Source organism: Occallatibacter sp., from assembly GCF_035317045.1.
GTDB lineage: Bacteria > Acidobacteriota > Terriglobia > Terriglobales > Acidobacteriaceae > Telmatobacter.
Genome location: NZ_DATHHT010000018.1, coordinates 277,444 through 295,367, shown reverse-complemented (window position 1 = coordinate 295,367; position 17,924 = coordinate 277,444). Strand labels below are relative to the sequence as shown.

Sequence of the window (17,924 nt, the reverse complement as noted above, 5' to 3'; positions counted from 1 at the left end):
GGACTTGACAAGCCGACGGAATGGGTGGAGAAGCACTGCGAAGAATTGGCTCGAAGGCATCAGTTTCTATCGCCGGCATGGTTGGTCGAACTGCCGGACGGAACCGTCACTCCGCGGCAACGTTTCATCCACGTTCTTTATAGGGATGTTCCTTACCGGCTGATTGCGCCAAGGTTGCGCTCGCAGATCCATCAGCGGATCGCCGAACGCGGTGAGCAGATATTCGGGGACCGGAAGAGTGAGATTGCGGCCGAGCTTGCCATGCACTACGAACAAAGCCGCGATTGGCCGCGCGCTCTCGAACATCTTTTGCAAGCCGCAGAAAACGCCGCAGCACGATCCGCCCACCACGAAGCCATCGACCTTGCAAACCGGGGCCTTGAGGCCCTCAAATCACATGCCCAAGCTGCTGAGTGTTCAAAGCATGAAATGAAATTGCGCGTGATCTTGATTGCCTCGATGATGGCGGTCAAGGGATTCGCTTCGGCTGAAGTGGAAGAAGTCAATGCGCGTGGACGCGAGCTCTTCTGGCGCCACGGTCCTTCGCAAGAGTTGTTTTACATGTTGTGGTCGCTGTATTTTTACCAGCAGTTCTCTGGAGAAATGCAATCCTCGCTGGAGATTTCATATCAGCTGATGCAACTGGCTGAGAAACTCAAGGATGAAGAGCTGATGAAGGAAGCACATCGCTCCACAGGAGCGACGCTTGTCCTATTAGGGCGATGTACAGAAGCACTTGAGCACCTTAAAAAGGGCCTAGCACTATGTGCTACACATGACGATGAGCGCAACCGTGTCTTTGCTGGCCTCGATAGCAAAGTGATGTTTGAGTGTTTTGCTGCCCTGGCACTTTTGGATCTTGGCTACGCCGATCGATCTGCTGAAAGGATGGCTGCAGGTTTGGCAGTGGCGCGAAAACTTGGTCATGCCCAGACGCTAGTTGTAGCCGGACATATCGCGGCTCAGATCCATCATTTGCGAGTCGAACCCTCTCTCGCCTATGAGCGCGCCAAAGAGGCAATGGAACTTGCAGACGAGTACGGCCTGACGGTTTGGGTGTCATACTGTTTGATCGAGTTCGGCTGGGCCGAGGCCGAACTGGGAAACCCGCAAGACGGAATAGAGAAGATGGAGCGGGGTCTGGCGGATTACGAAGCGACGGGCGCAAGACTCCGCACTCCGTATTTTCTGGGACTACTGGCTGATCAACTAGGAAAATGGGGACGCGTAGAAGAAGGAGTGCTAGCGATCTCAAAGGCGTTAGACCTCGCTCAGCGGACGGGGGAAGGGTTTGGGCTTCCCGAGTTGCATCGCACCAAAGGCGAACTCCTCATGAAAAGTAGCGAACTAAACCATTCTGCGAATGACTCATCTCGATCAACGGCCCTTTCTCGGGCTCGAGCATGTTTTGCTGACGCCCTCGCAATCGCGCAGCAGCAGGGAGCGAAATCGTGGGAATTGAGAGCCGCATTGAGCATGCACCGTGTTGACCTGCTGCTTGGGGATCCAAACCACACGCGACTTGCGGAGATTTACTCCTCCTTCACCGAAGGCTTCGAGACTGCCAATCTGCGCGAAGCCAGAGCCGTTCTTGAAATTGCTTCTCTGGAATAGATGGCCGGAAATGCGGGTGACAATCCGCCGCTGGCGTCGGCCCGTCATCTGAACCTATCGGGCAATTTGAAGTCATTGGGCTTCGCTGTGCTCTGCGCAAGGCCGACATGAGCAAAGGACCAGCGGGGAGAAGGCGGGAGGAGATTTACACTCGGAGGGGGGATTCAGAATTTGTTTGGAGCGATACGGTTTCTTTGGAATGCGACGCGCGGGCATCGGCTGGCGCCCTGGCGGAGCGAGTTTCTGCGATGGCGGGTGGAGACATATTCGGGCAAGCCGGCGGAGAGTTTGAGGGCGCGCGATGTGTTCGGATTCATGTGGGATCAGAAGTGGGAGCTGTTGAGTTTTTTGTTCTGGACCGGGGACCTGGAGCGGGAGGCGCGACGGAGGCCTTGACGCGGGGCGCGTTGCCAGTGCGGTTGATGAGGGTTTGTGGAATCCCACAGATGCGGTACCCGGTAATCTGGACATTCATGCAGAGGATAAATTTCGGATTGAATCATTTGAAGAGGCTTGGGTTTGCGGCTGGTTTGTTTTGCGCGGCGCTGGGGCAGGCACAGCAGTTGCCGCCGATTGAGCCGGCGAAGCCGATGCCGGGTGCCCGTTCGGAGCCACCTACGATTCGGGTGACGACGAATGAGGTGCTGGTGCCGACGCTTGTGGAGAAGCCACATGGAGGCGGCATCGTCTACGGGCTAAAGCAGTCGGACTTTGTTGTGGAAGACAACGGCGTTCCGCAGAAGATTCATGTGCAGGAGGAACTGGATACGGCTCCAGTGGCCCTTGTGGTTGCGATGGAAGAGGGAAGGGCCGGGTGGTTGGAGTTTCAGAAGTTGGGGAAGTTGGGGCCACTGCTGGATACGTTTTTGTCGGACCCGCGCAGCCAGGCCGCGCTCGTTGGATTTGGATCGAAGCCGCGACTGATACAGGACTACACGCACTCGGAAGAGGAACTAGCGGCAAGGCTGCAGGCGCTGGAGCCGGGGGATGGCGGAGCGGCGATTTTGGACACGATCAGCTACGGAGTCGACCTGCTGGAGGATCAGCCGAAGGAGTATCGGCGTGTACTGCTGCTGATCAGCGAAGAGCGCGACCATGGAAGCAAGCACACGAAGCCGGCCCAACTGGTGAGCAAGATCGGGCGATCGGATGTGCTGGTTCTGAGCATTTCTTATTCGCCATCGAAGGCGGAGTTGGCGCACGATATCAAAGACAATGGCGAAGATCGGATGCTGAACATGGTGTCGACGCTGGTGATGGCGGTGCAGGCGTTCAAGAAGAATGTGGCGAAGCAGATTGCGATTATGAGCGGGGGCGAGTACACAACGTTTACCGGGGACCGGCGGTTTGAAGCGCGGGTGATGGAGGCGGCGAAGGATGTGCGCAATCGATATCTGATTACGTTCAGCCCTTCCGACCCGATGCCGGGGCTGCATACGATTCGCGTGCGGACGGTAGAGGACTATGGGGCGCGGATTATTGCCCGGGCGAATTATTGGCGGGAGCCGGGGCAGTGAGTTGAGGTAGTGCGAGGTCCCCGCTCATGTGGCAAGAGACGCCGCATGAAATGGGGCACCCACGATCAAATCATCTCGATGGTTCTGAGGCTGCAAAAAAGCAACTGCAGGTTCCTCGACTCCCGTTGGTCGCTCGGAATGACAGTGCCGACGACGGATCTGCAGTGCCGACCTGGGCAGACCAGGAAACACATCTCAGGCGCGGTGCGGTCTGCTCTACGCGGCGGCGGCAAGGGGCTGTTCTTTGCGGTGGCGGGGCAGGGCGAAAGCTACGGCGATGATCCAGATGAAGCCAGGGAATCTTGTTAGCGGAATCAGGAAGAGGAGTTGCGGACTGATGAGGTGGAAGACGCTGAGTTCGCCGCAGGCTGCCAGGAAGAGACCGAGGATCATGATCCATTTCGGGATGAGTTTTGTCAGGCCTGCTGAGATGGAGACTCCCGCCATGAGGAGACCCATGGGGATGGAGAAGCCCGGCCCGCCGAAGGCGTATGCGAGGTAGTTGAGGGCGACGAGGATCTGCGGATTTGCGGCAACTGCGGGGCGGATCAGTGTCCAGGTTGTGAAGGACGCGGCCATGCTATCGAAGACGCAGAGGAATCCGCCGAAGAGGGCGATGGTTACCCCGGCGGCGCGTATGCCGAGGAATTGCAGGCGGCTGACGATGACCGCGGTGAAAAGGCCGAGGCAGATCGTGGCTCCGGTTTGCAGGAAGATGCAGGAGAGCACACGCGTGGTTTGCGTCTGGAAGAAAGCAGCGATGACAGCAGGAGTTTCCCACGGGCCGGGCCAGTAGGGCATGCCTCCAAACATGGTGACGGGGAAGAGGCCTGCGTTGAAAAGAACCGTGTAGAGAATGGCGAGAAGCCAGAGCGGCGGTCCGTGATGCTTGAGGCTGGCGGTTGCGGCGATGTGCGGAGTTGGTGATGTCATAGGACGCTCCTCATGGGAGAGTTGGGGATTGGCGAACTGGATGTGCGTGCGCGTTGGCGATCGACGGAACGAATCCAGAGTTCGAAGACGAGGACGTTGATGGAGAAGCCAATCCAGAAGGCGATGCCGAAGAACTGTTGTGGTACGAGATGGGTGAGACGCGCGGTGGCGAAGAAGACGCCCATTACCGGACGCGTGGTGGCGATGCCGAGGAGAATAGCAATCGCGCGGAGCTGCCAGCGGCGCTCGCGCAGATTGTCGGCATGCGATCTGTATGCATAAGCGCGGGCGAGCGAGACGAGAAAGAGTGTGTCGAAGAGGAGGATGGCGGAGCGTTCGGTCCAGCCGCCGATGGAGTAGAGACTCATGGCGTAGGCGGTGAGGGCGACGATGGCGCCGAGGGGATAGAAGATGCCTTGAGCCCAGGCGGGCTGGCGATCGGGACGAAAGACCACCACCGGGACAAGCAGGACGAAGAGCAGTGCGGGAACGATATGGGCTAGAGTGAGGGCGGTGTGGGCAGCGAAAGTGTTATCAAGTGAGGCCAGCTGGGGCGGGAGCTTGCGCGGCGGGGTAGCGAGAGCGAGGACGCGGCGCAGTACGACGGCGACGGAAATGGCGATGGCGATCCAGAAGCCGGTGCGGAGCCAGAGAGGGGCTTTTGAGTTGGACTCGAGGACTGGGACGGGTTGGGACTGGTGGGGAATCACCGACCTCCAACTGACAAGATCAAAGCCTAATATTAGATTTACATATTGTCAAATGTAATTGACGATGGGTAAGATGAGTTTCGATGGGAAATGACGGAAATCCTTCATGCAAGCGCCCTTATGAATTGGGCAAGCGCCTGGAGCAGATGGGGCGCACGAAGGCGGCTGTACTGTCGGCGGCCAGACAGCAACTCGAGGCGGGGGGGATGCGGGAGTTTTCTATGGAGTCGCTGGCGAAGGCGAGCGGGGTGACGCGGCAGACCATTCACAATCTTTTCGGCACACGGACGGGCGTGCTGGAGACGTTGTTCGATGTGATCGCCCGCGACGGCGGGATGGAGCGGATGCGGGACGTGATGACGGCGCCGGATGCGGGGGATATGCTGGACGGATTTATCGAAGTGTTCGCGACATTTTGGTCGAGGAACCGGCTGCTGTTGAAGCGGATCCACGGGATCGCTGCGATCGATCCAGAGTTTGGGAAGGCGATTGAGGCGAGGAATCAGCGCAGGCAGATGGCGGCGACGCGGGTGATTGAGGGGCTTGGGGATCGCGCACCGGGGCAGAGACCGGAGAAGATTGCGTGCCTGACGGCGTTGACGTCATTCGAATTTTTCGATGCGCTGGCGGAGTCGTTTGGGAATGTGGAGGCGGCGCAGAAGCAGTTGCCGGGGCTGATTAGACGAGCGCTTCTGAAGGATTGATCGAGAGCACGAGGTTGCATTCGATCTGCGGTACTCAAGCGGCAAGAGGCGCCGCATGGATGGGGCACGCACACTATGCTCCCCAACAAATCGGGCCACGATGTTTCACGCGGGATTGACAGTGTTGCGTGTGTGATCGCGCACAATACCGTAGATCACGATCTCGAAACAGAGCACAGCGATTCCTGTAATCGCCGTGATGGTCATGAAGCGCTGGGCTCCGTGCACTCCGTTGGGGAGTCCTGATGCAGCGGCGCGGACCAGAGCAACGAAAAGCGCAATCAAAAAAGAACAGGCGAGAGCGATTCTGTCGCCCTTCAGGACGTTGCGGTTGTTTTTGGAAGAGACGGGAATAGCATCGCGATACCAGTGAATAACCCAAATCAAAAGAATGACGATGCCCAGGGCGGAACTGAAGTATTGGAGGATTCCCAACCATGGACGAGGACCAAAGAGCGGAAGCGAAACGTAACGGTTGAGGAGGGGCACGTGATCGCTGAACCAATATCCGGTGTGGGTAAAGGAGTCCCAGAGGATGTGGCTGGCAACGCCGACGAGAATGGAGAACACGATCAAGGCAAGGCGGGAAAAAGAGTTGATGGACAGGGTCCGGGGCCCGAGCCGGAGTCGTGCGCGGGCGCCTGCGGGTAGGCAAGCAGCGAGGGGTTCCTTGGCATAGCGGTGAAAGAGCCAGAGCACGACCAGGCTGAGAGGCAGATCAAGAGCAAAGACGCCCAGCAGAGTGTGGCCGAAGGTGCTGTGGTGTGCAAAGGGAACGAAGTACTCGAAATCGGGGGCAAAGCAGCCGATGATCAGGGCCGACATGATGAGACGCGTTCGCCGAAACGGCATAGCTGCGGCAGCATGAGAGATAGTAAAAGGCATTATGAGAATTATGAACGGTTCTGCGGGTGATATTGGTGAAACCCCTGCCCCAAATCTCAGGATCCTTGAAAGTTGTTACGCATCTGGATGGATTGAATTGTTGCCAAGCGAGTGACTGCCGGCTTGGCAGTCACCGCTAAAGCACCAAGGTGAGGGCAGGTCGGCGGGATTCGTTTCAGCCCAAGCAGGGTCAGAAACGGGTTCCCGATGCACCAAAACGGTAAGTTACGCCGAAGGATATGCCGCGCGGATTCAGGGTGTGGTTCTGGTTGGTGATGCTACTGTGAAAGCTCGGGATGGCCTCGTAGGTATAGTCCACTCGAGTCCACCAATGGCCCCGCATGTGGTACTCCGCGCCGCCTCCGACAGACCAAGTGCTGTACGTGGAATGGGAATGGCCGGTACCGTTACCTGGTTGAGACAAACTGGCGGAGCCGAGCTCGCCTTTGAAAATGGGCTGAAGCCTGCCCCAGTAACTCATGGTGCAAATCAGACCGCCTTCGCCGACGAAGAGCTTGTAATTGGAAGCATTCTGGTTTCCGCCTATGATCATGGAGTGGCCTTCCGCTGTGACCCCGAGGCAATGCCAAACGGTTGCGGTAGCCCAGGCGGCGGGACCCCACCTGTTGATATCCCCAGACCTCCAGTCACCTGAGAAATAGTCCATTCCTCCGCCGGCACTCCAGTGGACAGGGAACTTTCTGCCCGCAGTTGCCTGAGGTTCAATCTGAGCAAGGCTCGGAATCGAAACGAGAAGGATGGTCGCGGCGATCGCCAGCTTTATACGCATACTTTCATCTCCTTTTCGAGGCCAATCTGGACCAGAACATACCTGAGTCGATTGTGCCTGGACGTGCGAACGAATCCAAGGTTGCGAGAACAACAACCGGGTCTACCGGAAAAGGACCGAATGCAGAAGGCCAATTGTGCAACGGAATTCTCGCCTTGTCACGAACGCTCATACATCGCGGCCCCGATGTACTTCAAAGCCTTAGGAGCAACTCGCAAAACCGTTAGAGTGCGACGGGTGCCAAGCCGTCCACGCGGGCTTTGCGTCGATTTCTCAATAGTATGACGAGCAGGTGATTGAATTAGCGTGTGCCTGCGCAAAAATACTGCGATTGGGTTAGGTCAAAATGCGGCGCGTCGCGATGCCCCAAGGGTTCACATTGGTTCCCAACCAACATTCGGCGGCAGGAAAGAGAAAATCCAAATCATCCATTCGAGGCAAGAGTAGTGCGGTCGAACCATTCGGGGCGGGCGCCGGCATGACGGATATCGGCGGCGGTTTTTCCGGTGCGCCGGAACAGTTCGTTGACGGCGTCGAGAAATCCCCATGCGCCTGTCGGTTCAACGGCGATGTAACGATCGAGTTGGCCGGCTGTTGCGAGGGCGGCTTCTTCGCCTTTCGGGATCGGGTCTTCGAGCCAGTGCCAATCTTCGGGCGCACCTTCGCGAAGAACGAAGCCGGCTTTGCCGTCGGGGTGGTCATGATCCCAATCGGCGTAGCGGAAGGACTCGTTGATGCTGGCGCCGTAGAGTCCGCGCATCAGAGTCGCGACGGAGACTCCTGTGGCGGACAAGGACGTGTCGATGTATGGCCAGGAAGTGAGCCAGCAGCAGTCGTACATTCGCCCCAAAATTGTCAGGTGGGTAATGACGCATGGGCGGAGATCGAAGCCGGAACCGGGCAAGACCTCCGCGATGATGGTGTCGTCGATATCGACGTAGAGGGTTGTCTTTCGTTGCACTTGTTGGGACTCCACAGCTCGATATCACTGTAGTTCAGGTATTGCATGGAACGCAGAGGTCTAGTTTCGGCGGGGTATGAAGGGCACGGGGTTACTCGCGCAAGTCATTCATGGTAATCTCTATCTAGACACTTGAGAGTGGACTGAGAACGCAAGAGGAGTAATACCGCCGTGCTGGCGACTGCCAAGAAAACTACCCTGATTGAACGCTTCCGCACCCACGAGAAGGACACCGGTTCCCCCGAAGTCCAGATCGCGATTCTGAGTGAGCGGATTGGTGAACTGACCGAGCACTTCAAGACTCACAAGAAGGATCACGCTTCGCGGCGTGGACTTTTGATGCTGGTCAGCAAGCGCCGCCGCCTGCTGGACTACCTGAAGACGCATGATTCCGATCGCTATCGCGACGTAATCGGCAAGCTCGGTATCCGCAAGTAATCAGAAAGCAAACGTTGACCCGGAAGCGCCCAGACCGGATTTTGGTCACGGCCCCGCATTACCTAGAACCTGGGGCCATGGTGTACCTGGCGAATCAAAGATGCCGCCAGGGCTCGCGCAGAGCTGTCGCCGATTGGCGATTTGGAAGCTTCGCGCGGCCCGCGCATTTTGTATCGATGCAAATTGGTTTGGTTCAGTCGCGTCCTGCGACTTCCGCGCATCGGTACACCCACCGGATTTCCGGATCTTCCTACCCACAAGTTTCCCAAGCGAAAAAAATGAAACGAGGACTCCATGTCTAAACAAGAAGTGACAGTCGAGCTTGCAGGCGGCAAGCGGCTGGTCTTTGAGACCGGGCGCATGGCGAAGCAGGCATCTGGTGCTGCACTGGTCACCACGGGCGAAACCGTGGTTCTGGCCACCGCGGTCGCGTCTCCTGACCCAAGAGAAGGCATCGACTTTTTCCCCCTCACGGTGGATTACCGCGAATACACCTACGCCGGCGGACGCATCCCCGGCGGATTCATCAAGCGCGAAGGCCGGCCCAGCGAAAAGGAAGTTCTTACCTGCCGGCAGATTGACCGACCGATCCGTCCACTGTTTCCTGATGGCTTCCGCAACGAGACACAGGTAATTGCCCTGGTCTTCTCGGCGGACAAGGAAAACGATCCCGATGTTGTCGGGATTAATGCAGCAGCTTGCGCATTGGCTCTCAGTGACATTCCGTTCAGCGCCACGGTCGGCGCCGTTCGCGTGGGTCGCGTGAATGGGGAATTCGTCATCAATCCCACCTATTCAGAGCGCGCGGAAACGACGGTGAACATCATGGTTGTCGGTCACAAGGACGGCATCGTGATGATCGAGTCGGGCGCGAAGGAGGAGACGGAAGAAGTCATTCTCGCGGCCATCGAATTCGCTCATACCGAGATCAAGAAGATTGTCGCTGCGATCGATGAGTTGGTTTCCAAGGCCGGCAAGCCGAAGCGTGCATTCGTCGCGCCTAGCACGGACGAAGGCTATTACGATGAGCTGAAGACCAAGATCGGCGATCGCCTCAAGGATGCTCTCGACACCAAGAAGTACGCCAAGACCGACAGCTACGCACTGGTAAAGAAGCTCAAGGACGAGTTGGCTGCCGAGCTTCCCGCCGACGATGCAACCGCAAAGAAAAAACTGGCCACGTATTACGAGCTACTCCGCGAGCGGACTTTCCGCGAGCAGGTGACCAAGGAACGGATTCGTCCCGACCGCCGCGCTTTCGACGAGATTCGCGAGATCACGATCGAGACCAGCGTTCTTCCCCGCACCCATGGTTCAGCACTGTTTACCCGCGGCGAGACACAGGCCCTGGTGACGGCAACCCTGGGAACCGCCGATGACGGACAGCGCCTGGAGAGCTATGAAGGCGAGAAGAAAAAGAACTTCATGCTTCACTACAACTTCCCGCCGTTCTCTGTTGGTGAGACGGGACGTATGACCGGAACAGGCCGTCGCGAAATCGGACACGGAGCGTTGGCCGAGCGCGCCATCACTGCGGTTCTGCCGACCGCAGATGAGTCGCCCTACAGCATTCGCATCGTCTCGGACATTCTGGAGTCCAATGGATCTTCGTCGATGGCCTCGGTTTGCGGCGCGAGTCTTGCTCTCTATGACTCCGGCATCGCACTGAAGGGTGCAGTGGCCGGTGTGGCGATGGGCCTGGTGAAGGAAGGCGATAACTATGCCATCCTTACCGACATTGCCGGAGCGGAAGATCACTACGGCGATATGGACTTTAAAGTTGCCGGAACGCGTAAGGGAATTACCGCGCTGCAAATGGACATCAAGATCGGCGGACTGACGCGCGAGATCCTGCAGCAGGCCATGGAGCAGGCGAAACGCGGCAGGCTCTTCCTGCTGGACAAGATGGATGCAGTTCTGGATGGACCGCGCACGGAGCGCTCGGCTTATGCTCCGCGGATCGAGACCGTCATGATTCCGACGGACAAGATTCGCGATCTGATAGGCAAGGGTGGCGCGACAATCCGCGGCATCATCGAGCAGACAGGAGCCAAGATCGATGTGGACGATACGGGCAAGGTGAGCGTGGCCTCAAGCGACGCGGACGGCCTGAAGCGCGCACTCGAAATCATTGGCAACATCACAGCGGTTCCCGAGATCGGCAAGGTCTACTTGGGTAAGGTGGTTCGTCTGGCGGAATTCGGCGCATTTGTCGAATTGTTCCCCGGCACCGATGGACTGCTGCACATCTCGGAGATCGCAGAGCATCGCGTGAAGGAAGTCAAGGATGAGTTGCGCGAAGGTGATCAGGTGATGGTGAAGGTCCTCGCTATCGAGGGCAATCGCATCAAGCTGAGCCGCAAGGCGCTCATCCGCGAGCAGAAGGCGAAGCTGGCGCAGTCTGCGCCAGTAGCTGAGGCTCCAGAGCCCATCGAGGGCGGTACTGAAACCGAAGCAGCAATTCCACCGCCTGCGCGACCGCGTCACGAATTCGACGAACGTCAGCCCCGCTCAAATCAGAGCACGATTCTGATTGAGGGCGGGGAAGACTTCGACGATGACGACGAAGAGGGCGAAGAAATCGATGAAGAGAACGAGCCCAACTTCAATCGCGCGGATGGAACCCCTGTTCCGGCAGGACAAGTTGTCGGTGGAGGAGCAGGACCCAGGCCCGCTGGTGGTGGCGCTGCGGGAGGCCCAGCCAACAGGAATCGTCGTCGGCGGCGGCGCGGCGGACGCGGCGGACAGGGTGGCGGCGGCGGTAGCCGGTAACCCAGTCGAACCAAAATGAGGCACACGCAAGACAGAGTGCCCGAGCCAAAAGCTCGGGCATTCTTTTTGCGTTATGCGTAGCGCCTAGATTTTCGGTACGTGCGCGATCATCTTGAAGCCTTCGTTTTCTTTGCTGCGAAACTCTGGCAGAGGCTCTGACTTGACGGGGAGGCGCTCGGCGTCGGTCTCTCGCGATTCATTTTTGTCGTCGTACATGCGGAGATCGGCAGCGATGCACAGGCCTTCAATGTCGGCTGCATCGTCGGGAAAGACGGCGACGCCGATGCTGGCACCGACCTTGAGTGTGTGTTCGCCGACCTGCAGGGGCTCATCGAGCATTTCCATCAGAGACTTTGCGACCCACTTGGCGTTGGAGCGGTTGGTGGGCTCTTCAAGGATGAGAGAGAATTCGTCGCCTCCGGTGCGGGCCACGGTATCGGAGCGGCGGACGCGGCTCTGGAAGATCGAGCTGACTTTTTTGAGCAGCAGGTCTCCGGCATGGTGGCCGAGCGTATCGTTGACCCGCTTGAAGTGGTTCAAGTCGATGACCAGCAGAGCGGCTTTGGATTCCATGCGGCGTGCGCGTTCAAGCGAGAGCGCGAGGCGGTCAAGAAAGAGACGACGATTGGGGAGGCCGGTGAGTTCGTCGTGGAGGGCCAGGTACTTGTTGTGCTCAATCTGGTCCTCGAGGAGGAGCAGAATCATGCCAACGGCGACGACGTACTTAGGCAGGTTCCAAACCTCGCTCTCAATTTGAGCATTGGGTACAAGAAATCCGGCAATCGGCGCAAGGACAAACACCATCGCCCAACCAAGAAATCCGACAATCGTGATCAACGAGCCTGCGCTCACGCGTTCGCGATAGCTATACCAGACATGCACGCAGCAACCGAAATAGACCGTAAACAGGACGGCATTGGATGCGATATAGAGTCCATTGCCAGGCCGGTTTTGGAAAGCGAGCAGGAAAACGGCGAGCACGCAATAGATGCCGACGAGCAACCAGCGCAAAAGGTGGGTAAAGTCGCGCCGTGCAGTGAGGGCGAGGGTCAGGGGTGCTGCTCCAAAGAGGATTGCCGCAGTGTTGAGCGCCGATGGCCATGGGTGATCGAAGCCCAGCAGCACAATGTAGATCGCGTTGGTGGCGAGCACTGAGATCAACATCCATACGCTCGAGCGCTCAGTGCGGTAGGGAACGGATGCCCACATGAAGAGCACGCCGGCAGAAATGAGCGAGATCAAGCCGATGTCAGTTGCGATCTTGCCCCAGGCGCCGGGCGCTGAAGAGAAGATGAAGGCGGCGAAGTGGACAGCAATGAGGACCCAGCCGGTGAGCCAATGCCGCGAGGTCGTGGTTTGGCCACGCCGCGCCACGGACGCAAATGCGCACGTGAGCGCAGCCACCGCTGCAAGGTCGGGGAGTTTAGTCCAATCCACCCAGGGTCCCTCGGTTCCACAATCCGTTCTGCATCAATTTTAGATGCGGTCTTATATTGAGAATGAGCGAGATGACGCTTTTGTTGTATTGCGGCAGCAATACCTATGAAACTTGCGTAATCTTGCGCTCCCACCCGAACCAGTGATCCTTTGGATTACCTGAGGGGAAATTGAGTGTTTGCTACAGTTTCTCTCCACTATGCTCAAAAGCGATGGCTGCGAGTTTGTACATTGTTGTGGAAGGAGTAGACCCCGGCTTCGACATCTTCGTCAACGGCCACGCACTGGCGCGTAACGAAGATGCGCTGGAGCGTCTGGCGGAGTCGCTCAGCGTTGCGCCGCTGCTGCAGTTCTTCTCCGCAGACGAGAACTCGATGTGCCTTCTGCTGGACCAGGGCGCGGGCGACCCGGAATGGGCTTGCAACCTGCCGGAACCACAATGGTTTGACCCGGCCGATGGACTGGTGAGCGTACGCGCGCTGATTCGCTTTCTTGCGGATACGCCGGTGGCATTCGGATCGGAGACCCTGCCGATCCTGGGTGAACTGCGGGAGTACGAGCGGGTGCTGGAGAAGACGGCACAGTACAAATTGCGGTGGCACCTGGCGGTGAGCTGGCGGTGAGTAGTTCTCAAGCGGCCCAACAGACAGGATGGCGGGAATTGTGAAGTCAGTTCGGCTGTCGCGCCCCCTCAGCGCGTGCTTTTCTGCCCACCAGGTCAATTTCGCCGGTCATGACGTGGGCGTGCAATCGATATTCGCCGTCCGTTGTTTTCTTCGTGAAGCTGCGGAAGAAGCCGCCCTTGTCAGCGCCATAAACTCGTGCACTAACTTGGCCGATCGTCACAGATGCATTCACGCTTCGGTAGTTCCATTCGTGGGCAGATGAAATCGTAATCTGGCCGGCGTAGAGATCGATATCCTTGTCGCCCTTGATCTCCTCGACTTTCACTTCTCCTGCAGGCATTCGCACGCTCAGATTCGTTTTCCACGGCACCTCGACTCTGACCTGAAGGTTATCCCCGTGTCTCAGATGTCTGCCCTCAATTGTCAGTCTGCCGCCGTCTGGGGTTGGAGAGAATTGAAGGAGGATATGGCGGGCCGCGTCCTCGCTGTCACCACCGCTGCACGTCACGTGGATCGTCCCATGGTCGGTTCCAACGATTTCGAGACCTGCGGGCCGCGAGTCAATTATGAGGACGGCGCTCGAGCGGAGTGGGGCGGTTAGGGTCTGATCGCAGGAGACTTTTGTCTCTGCGAGCCCGGCAAGATTGCAGGCAAACAAAGCCGCGCCTGCGACGGCACAGACAGATCTCATGGTGTACCGTACGGTGATTTCGTGACAATAGTTCCCGAAGGTTCCCAAAGTGGCAGCTCGCCCGGGCAATCGCGTATTTGTGACCAAACCCGTATACGAATCCCATGTGGGCGAGGCAGCAACCGTATTGGTTTGTCAATGCCGGACTCAGCCGAAGACGTTTCCCATGCGGCGGATCTGGGCGCCAGCGCTTTCGAGTTTCTGCTCGATGCGTTCATAGCCGCGGTCCATGTGGTAGACACGGTCAAGGATGGATTCGCCATCGGCGACAAGGGCTGCGAGAACCAGCGAGGCGGATGCGCGCAGGTCCGAGCACATGACGGCCGCGGCGGATAGAGGGGCGGGACCGCGAACCGTGGCAGTGCGGCCGTCGACCTTGATGTTTGCGCCCATGCGCACGAGTTCTTGCACGTGCATGAACCGGTTCTCAAAGATATTTTCCGATATCTGACTAACGCCCTCGGCCTGCGTTGTCAGCGCCATGTACTGCGCCTGCATGTCAGTGGGAAAGCCAGGATACTCTTCAGTGGAGATGTCGGCGGCGCGAAGCTTGCCATCGCTGCGGACGCGGACGGAGGTGGCGTTGAGGATGTCGACGGTCGCGCCGGCCTCTTGAAGCTTGGCGATGACGGCGCCGAGGTGGTTGGGGTTGCAATCGGCGATGGTGAGGTCACCCCCAGTGATTGCGCCGGCGATGAGGAATGTGCCGGCTTCGATGCGGTCGGGGTTGATGCGGTAGTGCGCGCCGTTGAGGCTGGTGACGCCCTGCACGCGGATGGTGGAGGTTCCAGCGCCTTCGATCTTTGCGCCCATGGCAATGAGCAAGTCGGAGAGATCGCAAACTTCAGGCTCGCGCGCGCAGTTTTCCATCAGGGTTTCGCCTTCGGCGAGGACGGCGGCCATGAGTAGATCTTCAGTGCCGGTGACGGTGATTTTGTCGAAGACAATGTGAGCGCCTTTTAGCTTGCCGGCGCGGGCTTCGAGGTAGCCGTGTTCCTGGAAAATCTCAGCTCCCATTTTTTCGAGGCCCTTGATGTGGAGATCGATGGGGCGGCCGCCGATGGCGCAACCGCCGGGCATGGCCACGCGGGCCATTCCAGCGCGGGCGACGAGCGGGCCCAGGACGAGGGAACTTGCGCGCATGGTTTTGACGATTTCGTATTTTGCCTCAGGGCTGGAGAGGGTGCGGAAGCTAATGCGGGTGCTGTGGTCGGCGGTTCCTGTGCCTAGCTCGACTTCAGCGCCCATGGCGACGAGGAGTTTGCGCTCGGTCTCGATGTCGCGGACCTGGGGAATGTTTTCGAGCGTGACTTCGTCTTCGGTGAGGATGGCGGCTGCCATGCAGGGAAGTGCGGAGTTCTTTGCGCCCGAGATGCGAACTGTTCCAACCAGCGGATTTCCGCCGCGAATGACGAACTTGTCCATGAAGGTGTGGTGGCTCCGTGCTTTTCCAGTGTAATTCTGTGGCGTGAAGATGCAGTTGGCGAGGGATATACTTGGCGTTGATTTAACGCTGAACTTTTGAGGGCACGGAGATGACAGGTACGAGCGCGTGGATGAATGCGAGAAAATCAGCTCTTGTTGTGCTGCTTTTGGAAACGTTTGCAGGTTTGTTGATTTGGGCGCAAGAGCCTCGTCCAATGGCAGCACGCGCAAGGCCGATTCCAACGATCGCGCAGAAGGATGGCCGTTACGCGCTCATGGTGGATGGTGAGCCGTACTTGATGCTGGGCGTCCAGGCGAATAATTCAAGCGCGTGGCCGGCCTATCTCGACAAGGTGTGGCCTGCGGCGGAGACGTTGCACGCAAACACAGTGGAGCTGCCGATCTATTGGGAACAGATGGAGCCGACGCAGGGCAAGTTTGATTTCAGCGCCGTGGATCTGATTTTGAAGCAGGCGCGGGAACATCATAAGCGCTTGTTGCTGCTGTGGTTTGGCACGTGGAAGAACGGCAGCTCGCATTACACACCGGACTGGATCAAGCTGAACCAGGAGAAGTATCCGTTTCTGAGAAATGAAAAGGGCGAGACAGTGGATTCGCCATCGCCGTTTTCAGAGGCATTTCTCGAAGCGGACAAGACTGCATTTCGCGCGCTGATGCGGCATTTAAAGGACGCCGATGTGCAGCGGACGGTCTTGCTGATGCAGGTGGAAAACGAAGGGGGAGTGTGGGGCGGCGTGCGCGATTACGGCGATGCGGCGCAGAAGGCGTTCGCGGGGCCGGTTCCTGAAAAGCTGGTGAAGGGGCTCGGTAAGCAGGCGGGAACGTGGAAGGAGGTCTTTGGAGAGGATGCGGATGAGACCTTCGAGGCATGGTACACGGCGGTATACATTGAGCAAGTCGCGGCGGCGGGAAGGGCGGAATACCGCCTGCCGTTGTATGTAAATGCAGCGCTGCGCGATCCGTTTCATCCAGGAAGGGCGCCGAGCTACGAATCGGGTGCGCCGACGGACAACAACATTAGCTTGTGGAAGATTGCCTCGCCGTCGATTGATGTGGTGGCACCGGATATCTATATTCCGGACTATGCGAAGTACCTGAAGGTGATGGATCTTTACGGACGACCAGGGAATCCGCTGATGATTCCGGAGACGGGGAACGCGGCGATTTACGCGCACTATGTGTACGCTGCGATCGGGCATGGCGCGATGGGATGGGCTCCATTCGGCCTGGACCTGTCGCGCTACAGCAACCTGGCGGAAGGGCCGGAGGCGATGGAGGCGAACGCGCTGAAGCCGGTTGCGGAGCAGTATGCGTTGCTGGCGCCGATTGCGCGGCGGATTGCGAAGGCGAACCTCGAAGGGAAGGTTTTGGGAGTGAGTGAAAGTCCTGAACTTCATACGAACGAGATCCCATTTGGACGGTGGGACGTGGTGGTGAAATACGGCATGCCATCGTTTGGAAACTGGATGCAGCCGAAAGGGAACACGCCTCCAGATGGAGGTGCGGTGGTTGTGGAACTGGGGCAGGATGAATATCTTGTCGCGGGCCATCACGTGCGTGTGGATTTCGTGCCGACATTTGCGCCCGGGAAGAAACGGCTTTGGCTCAAGGTGGAAGAAGGCAGTTATGACGCGGCGGGGACCTGGAAGACGGTGCGGATCTGGAATGGAGATCAGACGGATTATGGATTGAACCTGAAGGCGGACGAGAATGTGCTGCTGCGGGTGCGGCTGACGACGTTCTGATGATGAGCGCGAATATTGATTTGCGGCTTTGAAAGGGACACTTAGCGACGAATGCAGCGTGGTAAACTGCGAGGCTTAAGAGGTCGAGCATGAATCCCTTACATTTGAAAGACTTTTGCCCACTCCCCTGAGCGCGTGCCGCACTGTGCCTGGTTCTTTGTTTTCCAACTTTGACCGCGTTTGCCCAGTCGACCGCTGTGCCGTTCGCCGGCGCGGCTGGTCCGCAGAAGGCGAACAACGAAGGCCGCACCCAGTTGCCGATGGTGGTGAGGCGAAGCCACCAAGAGCATGCCGGATGAGGAGAAAGTGAAGGCGGAGATCGACGCCTTTGCAAAGAAGATGAAGGCGGGCGCAGAGCGTGCTGACAAGCAATGCGGGCGCCAGGGAATCGACGTTGCGCATGCCCGACCAGATCCACGAGAAGTTGTTCGCGCTGGATGGTCTATTGGAAGGCGACGATATGGCCCCGACGGCAGCCGTGATGGACGACCAACGCCAAGTAGATGCGGAGTTCGAAACCGCGATCCGCAAATTCAACCTGTTTCTTGCTGACGACGCGAAGGCGTTCAACAGCGCAATGGCAGCACGGAATCTTACTGGAATTGTGACGGGGGAAGCGTTGGAGCCTAGAGCACGGAGGAGATAGCGTTCAGGG

At 58.1% G+C, this 17,924-nt stretch carries 17 protein-coding genes; 9 read left to right on the top strand and 8 right to left on the bottom strand.

The features are described from left to right. The first annotated feature begins 261 nt into the window (after positions 1 to 261). Both VK574_RS08495 and VK574_RS08490 read left to right on the top strand, forming a co-directional pair. On the top strand, positions 262 to 1,614 hold the full coding sequence (locus VK574_RS08495) for a hypothetical protein (protein WP_472799407.1): 1,353 nt from the start codon (positions 262 to 264) through the stop codon (positions 1,612 to 1,614). A 494-nt stretch (positions 1,615 to 2,108) separates the two neighbouring features. Continuing rightward, the gene (locus tag VK574_RS08490; RefSeq protein ID WP_472799406.1) at positions 2,109 to 3,131 is read left to right on the top strand and encodes a VWA domain-containing protein; all 1,023 of its coding nucleotides are present in this window, start codon (positions 2,109 to 2,111) and stop codon (positions 3,129 to 3,131) included. Positions 3,132 to 3,347: 216 nt separating this feature from the next. Here VK574_RS08490 and VK574_RS08485 read toward each other — a convergent pair whose 3' ends face one another. Continuing rightward, positions 3,348 to 4,064, bottom strand: a complete 717-nt coding sequence (locus VK574_RS08485; RefSeq protein WP_472799405.1) for a hypothetical protein — start codon at positions 4,062 to 4,064, stop codon at positions 3,348 to 3,350. After that, positions 4,061 to 4,774 carry a DUF2306 domain-containing protein gene (locus VK574_RS08480; RefSeq protein WP_472799404.1) on the bottom strand — a complete coding sequence of 238 codons (714 nt, stop codon included), beginning with the start codon at positions 4,772 to 4,774 and terminating at the stop codon, positions 4,061 to 4,063. Before VK574_RS08480 ends, VK574_RS08485 begins: the two co-directional genes overlap by 4 nt. A gap of 83 nt (positions 4,775 to 4,857) precedes the next feature. On the opposite strand from VK574_RS08480, the gene VK574_RS08475 reads away from it, so the two are divergent. After that, entirely contained in the window at positions 4,858 to 5,478 is a 621-nt protein-coding gene (locus VK574_RS08475; protein WP_472799403.1) for a TetR/AcrR family transcriptional regulator, read from the top strand. Positions 5,479 to 5,583: 105 nt separating this feature from the next. On the opposite strand, the gene VK574_RS08470 is transcribed toward VK574_RS08475, so the two are convergent. The 3 genes from VK574_RS08470 to VK574_RS08460 all read right to left on the bottom strand — a co-directional run bounded on the left by VK574_RS08470 (position 5,584) and on the right by VK574_RS08460 (position 8,114). Next, positions 5,584 to 6,363: a DUF4184 family protein gene (locus VK574_RS08470; protein ID WP_472799402.1), complete on the bottom strand. Its 780-nt coding sequence runs from the start codon at positions 6,361 to 6,363 to the stop codon at positions 5,584 to 5,586. 190 nt (positions 6,364 to 6,553) lie between these two features. Further along, positions 6,554 to 7,153 carry an outer membrane beta-barrel protein gene (locus VK574_RS08465; protein ID WP_472799401.1) on the bottom strand — a complete coding sequence of 200 codons (600 nt, stop codon included), beginning with the start codon at positions 7,151 to 7,153 and terminating at the stop codon, positions 6,554 to 6,556. Between the two features lie 424 nt (positions 7,154 to 7,577). Then, on the bottom strand, positions 7,578 to 8,114 hold the full coding sequence (locus VK574_RS08460) for a hypothetical protein (protein ID WP_472799400.1): 537 nt from the start codon (positions 8,112 to 8,114) through the stop codon (positions 7,578 to 7,580). Between the two features lie 171 nt (positions 8,115 to 8,285). Between VK574_RS08460 and rpsO the strand changes: the two genes are divergently transcribed. Together rpsO and pnp are read left to right on the top strand one after the other, a co-directional pair. Next, on the top strand, positions 8,286 to 8,552 hold the full coding sequence (rpsO, locus tag VK574_RS08455; protein WP_472799399.1) for a 30S ribosomal protein S15: 267 nt from the start codon (positions 8,286 to 8,288) through the stop codon (positions 8,550 to 8,552). A 294-nt stretch (positions 8,553 to 8,846) separates the two neighbouring features. Next, positions 8,847 to 11,324: a polyribonucleotide nucleotidyltransferase gene (gene pnp, locus VK574_RS08450; protein WP_472799398.1), complete on the top strand. Its 2,478-nt coding sequence runs from the start codon at positions 8,847 to 8,849 to the stop codon at positions 11,322 to 11,324. Between the two features lie 84 nt (positions 11,325 to 11,408). Here the strand turns inward: pnp and VK574_RS08445 are convergent, their stop codons facing one another. After that, complete coding sequence (locus tag VK574_RS08445; protein ID WP_472799397.1) at positions 11,409 to 12,761, bottom strand: diguanylate cyclase domain-containing protein; 1,353 nt, start codon at positions 12,759 to 12,761, stop codon at positions 11,409 to 11,411. Between the two features lie 212 nt (positions 12,762 to 12,973). Here VK574_RS08445 and VK574_RS08440 point away from each other — a divergent pair, with 212 nt between their 5' ends. Beyond that, positions 12,974 to 13,384 (top strand): hypothetical protein, encoded by a 411-nt coding sequence (locus VK574_RS08440; protein ID WP_472799396.1) that lies wholly within the window; start codon positions 12,974 to 12,976, stop codon positions 13,382 to 13,384. A 46-nt stretch (positions 13,385 to 13,430) separates the two neighbouring features. Here the strand turns inward: VK574_RS08440 and VK574_RS08435 are convergent, their stop codons facing one another. Beyond that, entirely contained in the window at positions 13,431 to 13,727 is a 297-nt protein-coding gene (locus VK574_RS08435) for a hypothetical protein (protein WP_472799395.1), read from the bottom strand. A 126-nt stretch (positions 13,728 to 13,853) separates the two neighbouring features. On the opposite strand from VK574_RS08435, the gene VK574_RS08430 reads away from it, so the two are divergent. Further along, positions 13,854 to 13,988 (top strand): hypothetical protein, encoded by a 135-nt coding sequence (locus tag VK574_RS08430; protein ID WP_472799394.1) that lies wholly within the window; start codon positions 13,854 to 13,856, stop codon positions 13,986 to 13,988. Between the two features lie 237 nt (positions 13,989 to 14,225). On the opposite strand, the gene murA is transcribed toward VK574_RS08430, so the two are convergent. Then, positions 14,226 to 15,503, bottom strand: coding sequence for a UDP-N-acetylglucosamine 1-carboxyvinyltransferase (murA, locus tag VK574_RS08425; protein WP_472799393.1), 1,278 nt, complete (start codon positions 15,501 to 15,503; stop codon positions 14,226 to 14,228). A 215-nt stretch (positions 15,504 to 15,718) separates the two neighbouring features. On the opposite strand from murA, the gene VK574_RS08420 reads away from it, so the two are divergent. Then, positions 15,719 to 17,269: a DUF5597 domain-containing protein gene (locus VK574_RS08420; RefSeq protein ID WP_472799392.1), complete on the top strand. Its 1,551-nt coding sequence runs from the start codon at positions 15,719 to 15,721 to the stop codon at positions 17,267 to 17,269. A gap of 358 nt (positions 17,270 to 17,627) precedes the next feature. Further along, positions 17,628 to 17,915, top strand: coding sequence for a hypothetical protein (locus VK574_RS08415; RefSeq protein WP_472799391.1), 288 nt, complete (start codon positions 17,628 to 17,630; stop codon positions 17,913 to 17,915). Positions 17,916 to 17,924 lie beyond the last annotated feature (9 nt).

Excerpts from the sequence above, each read along its gene's own strand:
- murA (WP_472799393.1), bottom strand. The coding sequence starts at position 15,503 with ATGGACAAGTTCGTCATTCGCGGCGGAAATCCGCTGGTTGGAACAGTT.
- VK574_RS08465 (WP_472799401.1), bottom strand. The coding sequence starts at position 7,153 with ATGCGTATAAAGCTGGCGATCGCCGCGACCATCCTTCTCGTTTCGATT.
- VK574_RS08430 (WP_472799394.1), top strand. The coding sequence starts at position 13,854 with ATGGCGGGCCGCGTCCTCGCTGTCACCACCGCTGCACGTCACGTGGAT.
- VK574_RS08440 (WP_472799396.1), top strand. The coding sequence starts at position 12,974 with ATGGCTGCGAGTTTGTACATTGTTGTGGAAGGAGTAGACCCCGGCTTC.
- VK574_RS08435 (WP_472799395.1), bottom strand. The coding sequence starts at position 13,727 with ATGCCTGCAGGAGAAGTGAAAGTCGAGGAGATCAAGGGCGACAAGGAT.
- VK574_RS08420 (WP_472799392.1), top strand. The coding sequence starts at position 15,719 with ATGGCAGCACGCGCAAGGCCGATTCCAACGATCGCGCAGAAGGATGGC.
- VK574_RS08495 (WP_472799407.1), top strand. The coding sequence starts at position 262 with ATGCACTACGAACAAAGCCGCGATTGGCCGCGCGCTCTCGAACATCTT.
- VK574_RS08485 (WP_472799405.1), bottom strand. The coding sequence starts at position 4,064 with ATGACATCACCAACTCCGCACATCGCCGCAACCGCCAGCCTCAAGCAT.
- pnp (WP_472799398.1), top strand. The coding sequence starts at position 8,847 with ATGTCTAAACAAGAAGTGACAGTCGAGCTTGCAGGCGGCAAGCGGCTG.
- VK574_RS08475 (WP_472799403.1), top strand. The coding sequence starts at position 4,858 with ATGGGAAATGACGGAAATCCTTCATGCAAGCGCCCTTATGAATTGGGC.
- VK574_RS08470 (WP_472799402.1), bottom strand. The coding sequence starts at position 6,363 with ATGCCTTTTACTATCTCTCATGCTGCCGCAGCTATGCCGTTTCGGCGA.